Raw genomic sequence first — 13,154 nt, forward strand, 5'->3', positions numbered from 1 at the left:
ATGGCGCCGGTCTATGCCATGAATTCGTACCCGAGGACGCCACGGCCGCCGACGAACAGGGCTCGGCTGTCGGGATGCCAGATCACGGATTCGAGATCGCTGTCGGCCCGCATACAGGTGAGGCGTTCGCCTGTCGTGGAGTCCCAGACGGAGATCGTGTCGTTTCCCACGCCGGCTAGGTACTTGCCGTCGGGGCTGAAGGCTGCCGCCCTGACCCTGGTGCCGCGGAACCTGTGAATGACGGCCTCCGTAGCGATGTCGACGACTCGGAAGCCGACGCCTCCATCAGCGATGGCTAGTTGACTGTTGTCCGGACTGAACGCCAAGGCCAATGCCCGGGCTGAGCGGCGCGCCGGATGTGCGACCTGTGTGCCAGAGGTGGTGTCCCAGACGCTGGGGCCATAGCTGTGGCCGTGTGTAGCGAGGCGAGATCCGTCTGGGCTGAACACGAGCCTGCGAACTCTGTGGTCAGACAACTGATGCATCTGCCTGCCGCTGCCGGTGTCCCATACGCTGACGATCCCCTGCCGGTCGACCGTGACAAGAAGATCTCCGAGCGGGCTGAGCGCCAGCTTCTCCAGCGGCCCGGCACAGGCGAGTTGTACAAGGAGCGTTCCAGCTGAGTCCCACACACCGACCATGTCGCGATCTGCGGCCGCGGCGAAGCGAACGCCTGTCACCGTGAAGGCTACCGAGAGCAGGTCGGCCTGATCTCCGTAAAAGGGAGGGGCGAACCACAACTCCTGTCCGGCGGCTCCGTCGCCTCTCGCGAAGCGCTGGACTTGCGCTCCCCTTGCAGCGTCCCAGACGGAGAATCCTTCACGGCTCACGGTGGCGACGTGGGATCCATCAGCGGAGATCGCTGCGACACTGACGGAGATCTCCTGGGGCTGGGGTGAACTGGCAGCGAGGTTCCAGATCCGGACGGTCCTGTCCATGCTGGCGCTTGTGAGCCTCAAACCGTCCGGGCTGAAGCCCAGCGATGAGCAGAGCGATCCATGGTGGAAGCGGTGGATCTTTGTCCTCGTCTCGAGGTCCCACACCTCCACAACGCCTTCTCGGTTTCCGACAGCAAGCTCCGCGCCGTCGGCATTGAACGATGCCACAGTGATGTCGTGGCAGCCTCGAAGCTCATGCAGACGCGCGCCCGACGACGTACTCCAGATCCCGACACTTCCCCCCTGGGCTGTGGCAACGTGAGTCCCGTCAGCTGTCACTGCTAGCGGCCGGCCCTGCAAAGACTGCAGATCGCTGCCTGTGTGGGCGTCGCAGGAGTAGGCACGCAAGCCGCCACGCCTGGAGAAGACCAGCGTCGTGCCGTCCTGACTCACCAGAAGCCGACCTGACTTACTGATCGGTGCCTGATACTCATTGAGCCTGGCCCCGGTGGATGTCTCCCAGGTCGTAACGGCGCCGTCTTCCAGTCCGGTGAAGAGGCGAGACCCATCAGCGCTGAAAGCGATAGAGCGGCACTCGCCTGGAAAGAACCGGTGCAGCTCCGACCCGGTGGCAAGATCCCAGCCGTAGACGATGCCATCGCCATCGATAGTGAGCAGATGTGCCCCACCGTTGCTGAACGCCACCTCCGTCATACGGCTGCGACGTGGCAGCTCGCATACCTGTGCCCCGCTCGAGGCGTCCCAGATACGGACTCGGCCACTGGTTTCAACGGTGGCGAGGCGGGACCCGTCAGGGCTGAGGACCATCTCCCCAACGGGTGCCTGATGCGTAAGGGTCAGCAGGAGCGCCGAGCTGGGCAGGTCGGGCGGGGCCCACCGGTCTACGAGTACCGGCCCTGACAAGACTCCGTCGGCGGTGGCCAGCCACGCCGCACCTCCAGGGACACGGCTGCGCAGCACAGCATCGAGGGCCTGGGGTGGTGTGGCTGGGGTGAGGAGGTGCGCGGCGCGTTCCAGGTGGGAAGCGAGCGTGGCTGCGTCGGCATGGGGGACCAGAGAGAGGTCTCGAATAGGTGCGGTGGGACCGTGGTGGTGCAAACGCGTGGACACCCAGCGGAAATCCGTGGCCACGGTGACCGCGTCCTGGATACGCTCCGCGTCCACCAAATGGGCTATGAGGAAGCTCCGCAGGTACTCGTGAGGCGTGGTCCACCACTCAGGCCCGCCCTCGCCAGCAGATGTGATGGTGTCGAGAAAAACGGCATTCACTACGGGCAGACGAGCCGCCAGCTCCGCCCGGAGATGGTCGCGGATCACGTCGTGCAGAGCCACAGTCCCGCCAGGGACACTGGGGTCGAGACTGAGCAGGGAAAGATCGGCCATCTGCCTGCACAGGCTGCGCGCGGTCGCCTCGTCGAGGCCGGCCACCCCCTCCCACAGGCGAGCCACCAGCGCAATCGGGACAGCCTCATCTTCAGCGAAGACTCCAAGCTCCGCGAACCTCTGCTCCCCATCACCGGGAAGGAGTTCGGTGGCGGCTGCGAGACTGGCTCGCACAGCCCTGTTCCGCTCGTCGGTGTCGTTGAGATCGAAATCCCTCTGAGCATCGCCGGCCGCAGGCCCTTGCATACGCAGCCCGTCGAGATAGCGCCGAGCGACAACATTCGCATCGACCCCAGTGGACATTTGCTCGTGCATGACACGGTTGGCAATCCGCAGCAAGAGCACCCATCGCCCGGTCGCCTCGACAAGGTCGTTCGTCACCGCGTGTTCCGGCAGCTGCGGCAGTCCCTGAGTCAGAACCAGGAGGGCCTGGTCCCACGTCATACGGTCGACAGTGATCCGCGCAGCTTGAGCGGGGAGCACTTTCGGACTGCGGGTGGTGATCAGGCGGACACATCGCCGTTCCGCACCGATGAGGAACGGCCGCAGCTGCTCCTCCTCCCACACATCGTCGATCACCAGGAGAGTCCGCGGCAGCGAGGCAAGAAGCTTGCCCAGTTGGGCGCCGGCCTGCTCCGGATCGTCGCCAGCTGTGGACCCGACCCCGGTGATGCGCTTCATCTCCTCGGCGACCTTGGCTGCGATCGCGGCCCTGCCCCTCACGTCACGACCGATCGTGATGAACCAGATCCCGCCGGGAAACCTCTTGCGGACCTTCGGCTGGGCGGCGGCGAACCGGGCGAGTGTGGTCTTGCCGAATCCGCCCGCACCATGCAGACCGGCGGTGATGGCTACCGCATCACCCCCTTGCCAGCGTCGGCGGGTGCGTGCAAGGACAGCCGTGACCACTTGGTCGGCCTCCGCCCGGTCCACCCACCCGTCCGGAACAGCCACAGGGCCAGGCGCGGCAGGTGCAGTCGCCGCTGCTGTCGGGCTGAGCCTGGGCCAAATCATCAGGACCAGAACGATCACGACCCCCATGACGCTGGCGACCGGGTCCGCCTCGCCCCACCCCTTACGAAGGGCCGTCCATGCGAGGAACGCCAGCGCGCCCAACAGGAGCGGGCCTCGCACAATCCATTTCGATACAAAACGTCTCAAGCCCCACACCTTTGATCGTCACGGTGCCGCACCCCTCACGTTCTCGCGTTCCGGCCAGGAACCCAGCCCAGCCGTGATCGCCCGCTTCAACTGAGAGACAGAGGGTGCGCTGCGCCAAGTCTCGCGCAAACCGGTAGGGGACCAAGGCCGTTGCCCAGTGGACGGGCAGCGCCAGAGCATCACAGCGCCAGCGGGACCAGGGTGGCGCGGACGGGCCGGCGGATACCGGGACCGGCCCCACTCGTCGAAGGAATGAACCTGTCGCACCCCCGCTGCGAAGTTCCTCGGCAGCAGTGTCTACTTGGGCGCCGCGGAGCCCCAAACGAGTCGTCTGCGGTTCTTCGCAGCCCCGGCGCGTGCGCGACGGGGCCACGCCGTGGGCGACTGCCTATGGAGTGACTGACGTCACAGGATCCTTCTGGGCTTTCTTGTCGGATCAGGCTCCTGGCGGGCCCGAAAGGAGAAGGCTGATCCGCTGTTCTGCGAGGAGTACCTGTGACGAGCACTGCTGACCCCACTCGCACCTTCCGCGCGCGCCGTGGCGTTCCGGTGGAGACGAGAGCCAACGAATCCAGACCACTGTGCAATCTTCCGGAGATCGACGTCACGCTGGTCGATGCCGTCACCAAGGGCCTTACGTGCATGCCTCCGGAGGGGGTGAAGGCCGTGATTCCGGTGCACTGGAACATCGAGGGAGGTCTGATCGGCGTCCATGAGGACGGGACGGTAGCCACCCACCCCTTCGGACCCCCGCGGCCGGAGTCGGACGAGGTCCTGGCCGGCCTCCGTAACTTGCTCTCCCACCCGGACGACTTCGTGGCAGTGCCGACCACCGAGCCGACCGGCGAGTCAGTCGAGCAGGGGTTCCTGGACATGGGGTGGGAGGTGCCTCCAATCGTCCAGGCTCTGAACGCTCGCCAAGCCGCCCTGAGAGGGGACCACACCTACGTGGACGGTTTCACCTCTGAGGTCCTGGGGCGGTGGAGCGGGTGGCGCGAGTCGGTATCAACCGCCCTGCTCGGCGACTGGGCCAGCACTTTGTTCCATGAGGGCCGACTGTCGCCCGACGCACTGACGCTCCTGACGAAGGAAGCCAGCACAGTTCACCGGCAGCACACCCCCATCTGGGACCGAAAGATCGGCAGGAAGCGGCTGCTCCTGCTCGACACTCCTCTCGCCGAAGGGGCGACGCTCCACGACCTGCTGGCCGACCAGCCCGGCCCGGAGCTTCCGTCGTCCGTGGACGACCTTGACGACCCACGACTGCAAGGCATCCTCAAGCAGCTCACCCCGCAATACCGTGCCGTCGTACTGGCACTGGGCAATCCTGGGGTGTCCACATGGGCCGAGGCCGCCGCGCTAGCCGGCGCTTCCGCCCCGGGGAACTACGGCGAGAAGGTCCGACGCAAGGTGAAGCGCCTCGCCGCTGAGATCGGATCGCGAGCATGACCCCGCTGCTCATGGCCCTGATAGTGGTGGTGGCTCTGGCGGCACTCTCCGGCTACGCCCTCCACCGTGCGGCCGCAGTTGACATTCCCGCCGTCCTCGCGACGGCTGCCCGCACCCTGCCCGTGCTCACGCTCGGTGCCATCGCGCTCGTGCTGGTCGACCCCACTGAAGTACCGAGCGTCCTGCGAGCCGTGCTCTTGAAGTAGACCCCGATGGCCGGCGGCTCCACATGCGCGAGCCGCTGGCTGCCAGGCCGTCGTCTTCGGCCCAGTCCTCCTACGCGGGGACTGGCCTTGTGTACCCCCCGGGGGGTGCCTCTATGTCGTTCGTCAATCCTGCGCTGCCGGTTTTTGGGGTTTCGGTCCCGTTCATGCGGCGAGGGTGACGGCGGGGGTTCGGGACTCGTAGAACGTTCCGTCGCGGAGCATCGCGAACAGGACGCTGATGCGCTGGCGGGCGAGGCGGAGGAGGGCCTGGGTGTGGGTCTTTCCGCGGGCGCGTTGTTTGTCGTAGTAGGTCCGGGAGGCGGGATCGGCGTTCATGCAGGCGAAGGCGGACAGGAACATGGCCCGTTTGAGCTGCCGGTTTCCGCCTCGGGGTGCGTGTTCGCCGTGGATCGAGGTGCCGGACGACTTCGTTGTCGGGGCCAGGCTGGCGTAGGAGGCGAGGTGGGCGGCGGTGGGGAAGCTGGTGCCGTCGCCGATGGTGGTCAGCAGGACTGCGGCGGTCCTGACACCGACGCCGGGCATCGAGGTCAGGACCTGGGAAAGAGGGTGAGCCTCCAGCAGGGTGTTGATCTGGGCTTCCAGAGCCCGGCGCTGTTCGTGGACGGCTCCGAGGGAGCGGGCCAGGGACGGAATGACGGTGTCCAGGGTGCCCGTGCCGGGAACGACGACGGTCTGCTCGTCCAGAGCGGCAAAGACGTCGTCGATCAGCCGGGCGGCCATGCGGGGCGCCTTCGGCCGGATCACCTCGACGAGCCGTCGTCGGCCCGCCTTCCGCAGCGCGGCTGGGGACCCGTAGCGCTCCAGGAGCCAGGTGACGGCCTGGTGGTCCAGGCGGGGGCCCAGGACGCGCTCCAGGCTGGGGTGGAACTGGGTGAGCAGGCCGCGTATCCGGTTGGAGGTGCGGGTTGCCTCGGCGGCGAGGTCCTGGTCGAAGCCGACCAGGACGGTGAGCTCAGCGGTGATCTCGTCGGTCAGTTCCAGCGAGCGCAAGGTGTGGGGCAGGGTGCGGGCGGCGTCCGCGATGACTGCGGCGTCTTTCGCGTCGGTCTTCGCCTCGCCAGGGTAGAGATCGGCGATCCGGCGCATCGCCAGGCCGGGCAGGTAAGCGACCCGGCAGCCGGCGTCCCGGGCCACGGCCAGGGGCAGAGCCCCGATCGATGCGGGCTGGTCCACGATCACCAGCACCGTGCCGAACTTCGCGGCCAGCTTCTCGAACACGGCCCGCAGCTTCGGCTCGCTGTTGGGCAGCTGCTTGTCGAAGACCTTCTTGCCGACCGGCGTCAGCCCGTGACCGTGATGGGCACTCTTGCCGACATCCAGGCCCAGGAAGACGCCCACCTCAGTGGTGTCGAACATCGTCACCCTCCCTCTCCCCAAGGGGTATTCACGGTGCCGGCCTCGGCGTTGGTGTCGTGCTCGCGCATCCACGTTATGCAGACCTGCCGCCCGCGAACTGCCCGGCATTGCGCCGGACCGGACGGTGGCCGGACCTCTCATCAGCGTCTCCGACGGCACCTCCCGGGCCCGGGTTGAGTCGGCCTGGGACGCGGTGCCGGGATTGCTCCCGGTCCGTTTTCCCAGGCCGCTCGCCGAACCCGCCGTGCGCCTTACGACGCAACGGGCTCTCCACGGTCTCTGCCGTCGTGCGTGGTTATGCGGAGGTCCAGGGATTGGGAATCCTGTTGCCCCGGTAGCGGTAGCGGGTAACCGGCACCGCCGCCATATCGAACAACTCGACTCCGTCCGCAGAGATCGGCTTCCAGCTCCCGTCTGGAGCCTTGAGCCACCGGCGAACGTCCTTCCACTTCCAGCGGTGCAGGGTTTGCATCCATTTCACCATCCGCCACCAGACGAAATTCGCCAGGTTGCTCAGGGTGTGTTTGCAGACCGCGTGCCGGAAGTAGTTGACCCAACCGCGCATGATCAGGTTGATTCTGACCAGCACCTCCCTGGGATTCTGCTGCGACTTCCTGCTCGTCAGGGCACGAATCCTGTCCTTCAGCGACCGGATCGGCCGGTCCGCAATGAACGTGTAGACGTACCACTTGTCCGTTCCTCGCTTGTGTTTCCACTGGATGCGGAACCCAAGGAAGTCGAACGCTTCGCTCATGTGCACGATTCGGGTCTTGGCCGGTGAAAGCCGCAGCCCGAGCGGTTCGAGCACTTCAGTGATTTCGTGCTGCAACTTCTCGACGTCGTCGCTGGAGCCGTGCACGAGCACCACAAAGTCGTCCGCATAACGGCAGACCTTCCAGTTCGGCAGGCCCTTTGCGCGACGTCGCACGCGTTGGCTAGCGGTTCCCATGGTCCCGCTGTCCTTCCACGGCCCTTGCAGGCGCTCATCAAGCGTCGACATGGCTATGTTGAACAGCAATGGAGACAGAACACCGCCCTGCGGCGTCCCGGTGTCGGTAGCCCTCCGGTCTCCAAGTTCGGTAAGAACCCCGGACTTGAGGAACGCCTTCACCAGTGCCCCGACCCGCTTGTCCTTGACCCGCTTGCGCACTCGCTCAAGGAGAGCGGAATGCGAGACGGTGTCGAAGGCCGCTTCGATGTCAGCATCCAACACCCAGCGATAGCCTTTGGTGCCGAACAGTTGAATCTCAGCGATCGCGTCGTGGGCTCGCCGCTCGGGCCGGAACCCGTATGAGACCGGCTCGAAGTCGGCCTCGAAAATCGGTTCCAGCACCAACTTTAGCGCCGCCTGGACAACCGTCCGCCACCGTCGGAATCCCGAGGGCGCGAACCTTCCCCGAACCACCCGGCTTGGGGATCTTGCGTTCCCGCACCGGCTGGGGCCGAAACGAACCATCCTTCAGGCTGGTCCGCAGGTCGTCCAGAAAACGGAAAACCCCGATCTGCTCTTCAACCTGGGCGACAGTGACGCCGTCCATGCCCGCAGTTCGGGCTCCCTTGTTGCCCGCGATCCGATTGAACGCATGTCGCAGCGTCATCGGATCGTGCACGAAATTGAACAGGTCGTCGAACCTGCGGCCAGGATCGGCCGCCGCCCGACGGTGAAGCTTGGCCTGCATCCCCGATACCCGCCCATCGGACTCTTCCGAGTCTTCGATAAGCGCGGCACCGTCGTTCAACGGTGCGTCTTTCGGCATTGCAGCCTCCTTCCCTTCTCGATACCGCTGCCGTCCTTCCCCATGTACGCGCCTTTCGCGCGCTCGGAGTACTACGGCGGCTCCGCCCCGTTCCGGCCCGATCGGCCGACGATGAACCCAGCCCTTTCACCAGAGCGGATCCCTGGCAGAGGGCGTGAGCCGGAACGGTTCCCGTGTTCACTGCAACTCGCTCGACGAAGTAGGAGCCCAGCTCTGTCCCTGCGGCCTCGCCACGGCTACCCCGCAGCACTTCACCGTGGCCTCCCGACGGGCATGTCAAAGCCCGTCCAGAAGTTCCCCGCTCCGGTCACCCGGTTCGAGGACGCACCGCATCCGGCCCATATCTGCACAGGTTTGAGCCGGCGGGGGGTTGAGAGACGTAGACGCTAGTTCCTCTCGTACTCCTCTCCATCACGCTTGCCGGACCCGAACCATCTGGCAGTTCTGGCCCGTCCCGGCTTTGTCGGGGCCGCTCTCACCCTCACCGGCATCTCCCGGATCAGGCTGCCCCCAGCTTCACCGCCCTGCTGCGACAGGACGGCGGCGACGGTCTCTCACCTCCGCACGAGTTCACAACGCTTCACGGCGCACTGACACCACCCCCCAGGTCATGTCTTCGACAGGGGGACACAGTCATGCCGGGCCCGGAGGCCAGCGGCCCCATTGCAGGACCGCGAAAAAGATAACGGGGGAGACCTGTCTGGCATGAGACGCGGTCTGGGGCGCAGGGCGCCCCAAGGCGGCCGTGCCCGACACCGGGCGCCCAGCTGGTACCCGCAAGCCCGTCCACGACAACGAAGAGTTCACCAACGGCGCCGACGACCACAGATCTGCGGTTCAACACCCCCCCACATGCCTCGCGACCCGACCCAAGAGCATCGCGAACGGTCACCAACCCCCACACACGCCACCGGCATTGTCAGACCCGGGTGGTACTGGATTGAAGCACGGGAAGCCCGCACAAAGGAGGACACCATGGCCGGAGAACGGCATGTCGATCACAAGACCCTGAAGACCTTCGCCGAGAACAAGATCAACGTGCCCGGCCCGGAGGCCGCGGAACGCCGCGGCCAGGTCAACCACCTCCGCCAGCGCCTGGAAAGCCACATCGCCGCGCACCCCGCCTTCGACCTCGTCAAGCTCCGCGCGTCCGGCAGCACCGCCAAGTTCACGGCCATCCAACGCCGCGGCGGCGGCTCCGACGCCGACGTCGCCGCCTACCTCCGCACCGCCGACCCCGCAGTGGACGAAGCCACCCTCCTGGACTGGCTGCGCGAGCGCTGCATCGAGGTCTACGGCGACACCAAGGTCGCCGACGACTTCAAGATCTCCCAGCACGCCGTCGGCATCACCCTGCGCGCCTCCGGCCTGAAAATCGACGTCGCACCCGTGCTCTACACCGGAGAACCCGACGACAAGGGATACCTGGTCACCCGGCAGGGAACCCGCGTCCTCACCTCCGTCACCCAGCACCTCAAGTTCATAGAGAAGCGACGCAAGGCCGCCGGCCCCGGCTACGCAGAGCTGATCCGCCTGCTGAAGGGGTGGATCCGCCAGAGCAAGCTCCACGACCCGGACCTGCGGTGCAAGAGCTTCCTCCTCGAGCTCCTGGTCGCTCACCTGTGGGAGAGCGGCTGGAACGGCGAGAAGCTCCAGGTCGACGACTACCCCCGGGCCATCGAGCAGGTCCTGTCCTACATCGTCCGAACCGGCCTGCAGACCCCCGTCGTCTTCACCGACTACTACGCAGCCGACCACGTCACCCCCTCCCACGACGCCATCCAGGTGTGGGACCCCGTCAACCCTGACAACAACGTCGCCGGCACCTACCTCGAAGCCGACCGGCTGCGCTTGGTCGATCACGCCAACACCGCGCTGGAAGCCATCGTCTGGGCGGCCTGCGCTCCCACGAAGGGCGACGCGAACGACGCCTGGCGCGAACTGTTCGGCCCCACCTTCCAGGGAGCGTGACCATGTCCGGCTCGTACACCCGATCTTCGTCGTTCACCATCACCGACGCCCGCTACGTCGGCGCCAAGATCGGCGCCGACCTGCGCCTGCTCAACAACTACTACGGCACGCCCGCCCTGGACAGCATCGACGACTACGTCGAAGAAGTCGCTCTTCTCCTGCGCGACGGATACCTCGACACCGTGGACTACGGCTTCCGCGACAGCGCCACCCACGCCTGGAAGCTGCGCCTGCGCTACAAGGCGACCACCGGCGGACAGCTCACAGACAGCCGCCCCGGCAGCCTGCCCCGCGCCGCCGAACTCACCGGCTACACCTTCTACAGCTACCTCACCTACAGCAACGCATACGGCGCCCTGACCGCCGGCGAGAAGGCCGTCGTCAACGCCAACCTGCCGTTCTCCCGTACGACCGCCGATGCCCCCACGGCCCTGTCCGGCAGCACCACCACGGGAAATGGCTACGCCCGCAACGGCGCAGGTGTCTCCCGCGACATCTACCTCGCCAACTAGCCCAGCAGGAAGAGCAACCATGACCAGCCAGGACGACCTGTTCCACCCCGTCATCGAACTCCCCGACCACACCCGCCGCGCCCGCTACGACCGCCTGGTCGGCCTGGACGACGTAAAGCTGCGTCTGCGCAAAGAGGCACTCCTGCTGGCCGACCCCACCCGGCTGCAGATGTGGGCCGAGTCCTTCCACCACGGCCGCGTTGCCGCCCTTGACCTGTTCACCGACCGCGCGCCGCTGTTCGTGTTCGCCGGCGACGTCGGCTCCGGCAAGTCGGCACTCGCCGAATCCTTCGGGTGCGACCTCGCCGACCAGCTGAACCTGCCCGTCTTCCTCTACCGCCTCAAACTCGCCACCCGCGGCAGCGGCCTCGTCGGAGAGATGACCTCCCTGATCGGCGACGCCTTCTCCCACCTCCACCACCAAGGCCGCCAAGCCACCGGACCCCGCGGTTTCAACTCGGCCCTGGTCTTCGTCGTCGACGAGGCCGACGCCCTCGTCCAGTCCCGCCAAGCGGCGCAGATGCACCATGAGGACCGCGCCGGCGTGGACGCCTTCCTCGCCGGCATCGACAGCCTCGTCGGAACCCAGATCCCCGTCATAGTCGTCCTGTGCACCAACCGCGTCGGCGCACTCGACCCCGCCGTCATGCGCCGGGCCGCCGCCACGTTCACCTTCACCCGCCCCGTCGAACAGCAGCGCCGCACCGTCCTTGCCGCCGCCCTCCACGGCACCGGCATCCACCCCGAGACCCTCGACAAGCTCGTCACCATCACCGGCCCCTGCCCCGACCGGCCCGGCTACACCTACTCCGACCTCACCCAGCGACTCATCCCCGCCGCCATCCTCAACGCCTTCCCCGACCGCCCCGTCACCGACAAGGACCTCCTTGACCTCGCAGAACTGACCCAGCCCAGCCCCGTGTTCACCGAGGACAACCGATGAAGCCCCTTCCGGCACCGAGCCCCACCAGCGTCAGGATCACCGGCGACCACTACCAGTGGCTCATCGCCTGGACCGGCTGCCTCACCGTCCTGCGCGAGAACGCCATCCACGCCGCCAACCCCGCCATCTCCGTCGGTGTCGAAGCCGACGACGCCGGAAACCTCGACGACGTCGTCCTCTGGCGCCGCAACCCGCCCCACACCTACAGCCAGGTCAAATACACCGTCAGCAGCGCCACACCCGTCAACGAGGAGTACCTCACCAAGCCCAGTCCCACCGGCGGCCAGTCGATCCTGAAGAAGATCGCCAGGACCTGGCGCACTCTCACCGCCGACGGCATCGACGTCGACCTCGCGATCATCACCAACCGGGCCCCGGACCCCACCGACCCTCTCATCGCCGTCCGAGACTCCCGCACTCAGCTGCTCCTGCCGAAGGCCGCCGACGGCACCGCCCGCTCGAAGACCGGCCAGGCACGAACCCGCTGGTCCCAGAACGCCGGACTGACCGAGACCGAACTCAACGACCTCCTCTCCCGCCTGCGCTTCGACCTGTCCCGAGAACTGGCCCACGTATACGAGCACCTGCAGCTCCTGATGGCCGTCTGCGGTCTCCGCAACGACAACCACGCAGTCGACGAAGGCGCCAACTGGGTCGCCCAGCAGGTCCGCGACGGCCACCGGACCCTCACCCTCGACATGGTCAAAGCAGCCGTCGACACCCTGAGCCTGACAACCGGACCCGCTCACGCGATCCTGTCGATCGCCACCCTCAAGCCCGACCCGCTCGCCGACGAGGCCGACCACACCATCAACTGGATCGACCGGTTCGAGACCGACTCCGCGTACACCAAACGCCGCCCGCTCGCCCCCGCCACCTGGGCACAGCTCCAAAACGACATCGAGGCTGCCCCAGCCCACCTGCCCGGCCGCAGCGACGTCTCCGTGTCAGGAAGCCTCCGCCTCGCCCCCGCGTTCCTGACCGGCACAGCATTCCGCATGGTCGCCGGAGCCGACCTCGCCGTCCTCCAACGCGGAGAGTTGTGGTCCACCCGCGACACCTACGACGCCGACTGCGAGCCCACCGTCAACGAGCACGACATCGGCCAGGGCGACGACCTCGCCGTCGGCATCAACGTCACGGTCAAAGCCCAAGACTTCGCCCAGGACGTCCTCGAGTACCTCCGAGAACAGAACATCCCCGCATCCCGACTCCTCATCCTCACACCACCCGCCGGACCCAAGGACCGTTCCATCCTCGACAGCCACGGCGCCAACGCCCTCGCCGTCGGCTTCCGCGACGCCCTGCGCCGCCCCGCCCGTACCCACCCCCGCATCCACCTCTTCCTCGCCTGCCCCATGGGACTCGCCCTGCTCCTCGGCCACCGATGGAACCGGCTGCGCCCCACTGTGGTGTACGAGGACGTGGGCACGGCAGACGCCTATGAGCCAGCCTTCTTCGTCCACGCCTGACCGCGCAACCCACCCTCACGTGTC

General features: G+C 66.7%; 10 protein-coding genes. 6 read left to right on the forward strand and 4 right to left on the reverse strand.

All coding sequences use genetic code 11. From position 1 onward, the window contains the following. Positions 1-11: 11 nt before the first annotated feature. Positions 12-3,443, reverse strand: coding sequence for an NB-ARC domain-containing protein (locus ABTX18_RS33785; RefSeq protein WP_352126634.1), 3,432 nt, complete (start codon positions 3,441-3,443; stop codon positions 12-14). A 495-nt stretch (positions 3,444-3,938) separates the two neighbouring features. Between ABTX18_RS33785 and ABTX18_RS33790 the strand changes: the two genes are divergently transcribed. Continuing rightward, on the forward strand, positions 3,939-4,892 hold the full coding sequence (locus ABTX18_RS33790; RefSeq protein ID WP_352126635.1) for a hypothetical protein: 954 nt from the start codon (positions 3,939-3,941) through the stop codon (positions 4,890-4,892). Beyond that, positions 4,889-5,098 carry a hypothetical protein gene (locus ABTX18_RS33795; protein ID WP_352126636.1) on the forward strand — a complete coding sequence of 70 codons (210 nt, stop codon included), beginning with the start codon at positions 4,889-4,891 and terminating at the stop codon, positions 5,096-5,098. The genes ABTX18_RS33790 and ABTX18_RS33795 overlap by 4 nt, the downstream gene beginning before the upstream one ends. Before the next feature lie 162 nt (positions 5,099-5,260). Here ABTX18_RS33795 and ABTX18_RS33800 read toward each other — a convergent pair whose 3' ends face one another. The 3 genes from ABTX18_RS33800 to ABTX18_RS33810 all read right to left on the reverse strand — a co-directional run bounded on the left by ABTX18_RS33800 (position 5,261) and on the right by ABTX18_RS33810 (position 8,232). Next, positions 5,261-6,475, reverse strand: a complete 1,215-nt coding sequence (locus ABTX18_RS33800) for an IS110 family RNA-guided transposase (protein WP_352126637.1) — start codon at positions 6,473-6,475, stop codon at positions 5,261-5,263. A gap of 295 nt (positions 6,476-6,770) precedes the next feature. Then, positions 6,771-7,808: a reverse transcriptase domain-containing protein gene (locus ABTX18_RS33805; protein ID WP_352126638.1), complete on the reverse strand. Its 1,038-nt coding sequence runs from the start codon at positions 7,806-7,808 to the stop codon at positions 6,771-6,773. Further along, the gene (locus ABTX18_RS33810) at positions 7,723-8,232 is read right to left on the reverse strand and encodes a hypothetical protein (RefSeq protein ID WP_352126639.1); all 510 of its coding nucleotides are present in this window, start codon (positions 8,230-8,232) and stop codon (positions 7,723-7,725) included. Before ABTX18_RS33810 ends, ABTX18_RS33805 begins: the two co-directional genes overlap by 86 nt. Positions 8,233-9,207: 975 nt before the next feature. On the opposite strand from ABTX18_RS33810, the gene ABTX18_RS33815 reads away from it, so the two are divergent. From ABTX18_RS33815 to ABTX18_RS33830, 4 genes are read left to right on the forward strand one after another with little or no spacing between them, the layout of a single operon-like run. After that, positions 9,208-10,203, forward strand: coding sequence for a CBASS oligonucleotide cyclase (locus ABTX18_RS33815; RefSeq protein ID WP_352126640.1), 996 nt, complete (start codon positions 9,208-9,210; stop codon positions 10,201-10,203). Positions 10,204-10,205: 2 nt separating this feature from the next. After that, on the forward strand, positions 10,206-10,715 hold the full coding sequence (locus ABTX18_RS33820) for an HORMA-1 domain-containing protein (RefSeq protein ID WP_352126641.1): 510 nt from the start codon (positions 10,206-10,208) through the stop codon (positions 10,713-10,715). Positions 10,716-10,734: 19 nt separating this feature from the next. After that, the gene (locus ABTX18_RS33825; RefSeq protein ID WP_352126642.1) at positions 10,735-11,658 is read left to right on the forward strand and encodes an AAA family ATPase; all 924 of its coding nucleotides are present in this window, start codon (positions 10,735-10,737) and stop codon (positions 11,656-11,658) included. After that, the gene (locus ABTX18_RS33830) at positions 11,655-13,130 is read left to right on the forward strand and encodes an SAVED domain-containing protein (RefSeq protein ID WP_352126643.1); all 1,476 of its coding nucleotides are present in this window, start codon (positions 11,655-11,657) and stop codon (positions 13,128-13,130) included. Before ABTX18_RS33825 ends, ABTX18_RS33830 begins: the two co-directional genes overlap by 4 nt. Positions 13,131-13,154: the final 24 nt, after the last annotated feature.

This window comes from Streptomyces sp. NPDC096323 (assembly GCF_040302845.1).
GTDB lineage: Bacteria > Actinomycetota > Actinomycetes > Streptomycetales > Streptomycetaceae > Streptomyces.

Excerpts from the sequence above, each read along its gene's own strand:
- ABTX18_RS33795 (WP_352126636.1), top strand. The coding sequence starts at position 4,889 with ATGACCCCGCTGCTCATGGCCCTGATAGTGGTGGTGGCTCTGGCGGCA.
- ABTX18_RS33800 (WP_352126637.1), bottom strand. The coding sequence starts at position 6,475 with ATGTTCGACACCACTGAGGTGGGCGTCTTCCTGGGCCTGGATGTCGGC.
- ABTX18_RS33810 (WP_352126639.1), bottom strand. The coding sequence starts at position 8,232 with ATGCCGAAAGACGCACCGTTGAACGACGGTGCCGCGCTTATCGAAGAC.
- ABTX18_RS33815 (WP_352126640.1), top strand. The coding sequence starts at position 9,208 with ATGGCCGGAGAACGGCATGTCGATCACAAGACCCTGAAGACCTTCGCC.
- ABTX18_RS33820 (WP_352126641.1), top strand. The coding sequence starts at position 10,206 with ATGTCCGGCTCGTACACCCGATCTTCGTCGTTCACCATCACCGACGCC.
- ABTX18_RS33825 (WP_352126642.1), top strand. The coding sequence starts at position 10,735 with ATGACCAGCCAGGACGACCTGTTCCACCCCGTCATCGAACTCCCCGAC.
- ABTX18_RS33830 (WP_352126643.1), top strand. The coding sequence starts at position 11,655 with ATGAAGCCCCTTCCGGCACCGAGCCCCACCAGCGTCAGGATCACCGGC.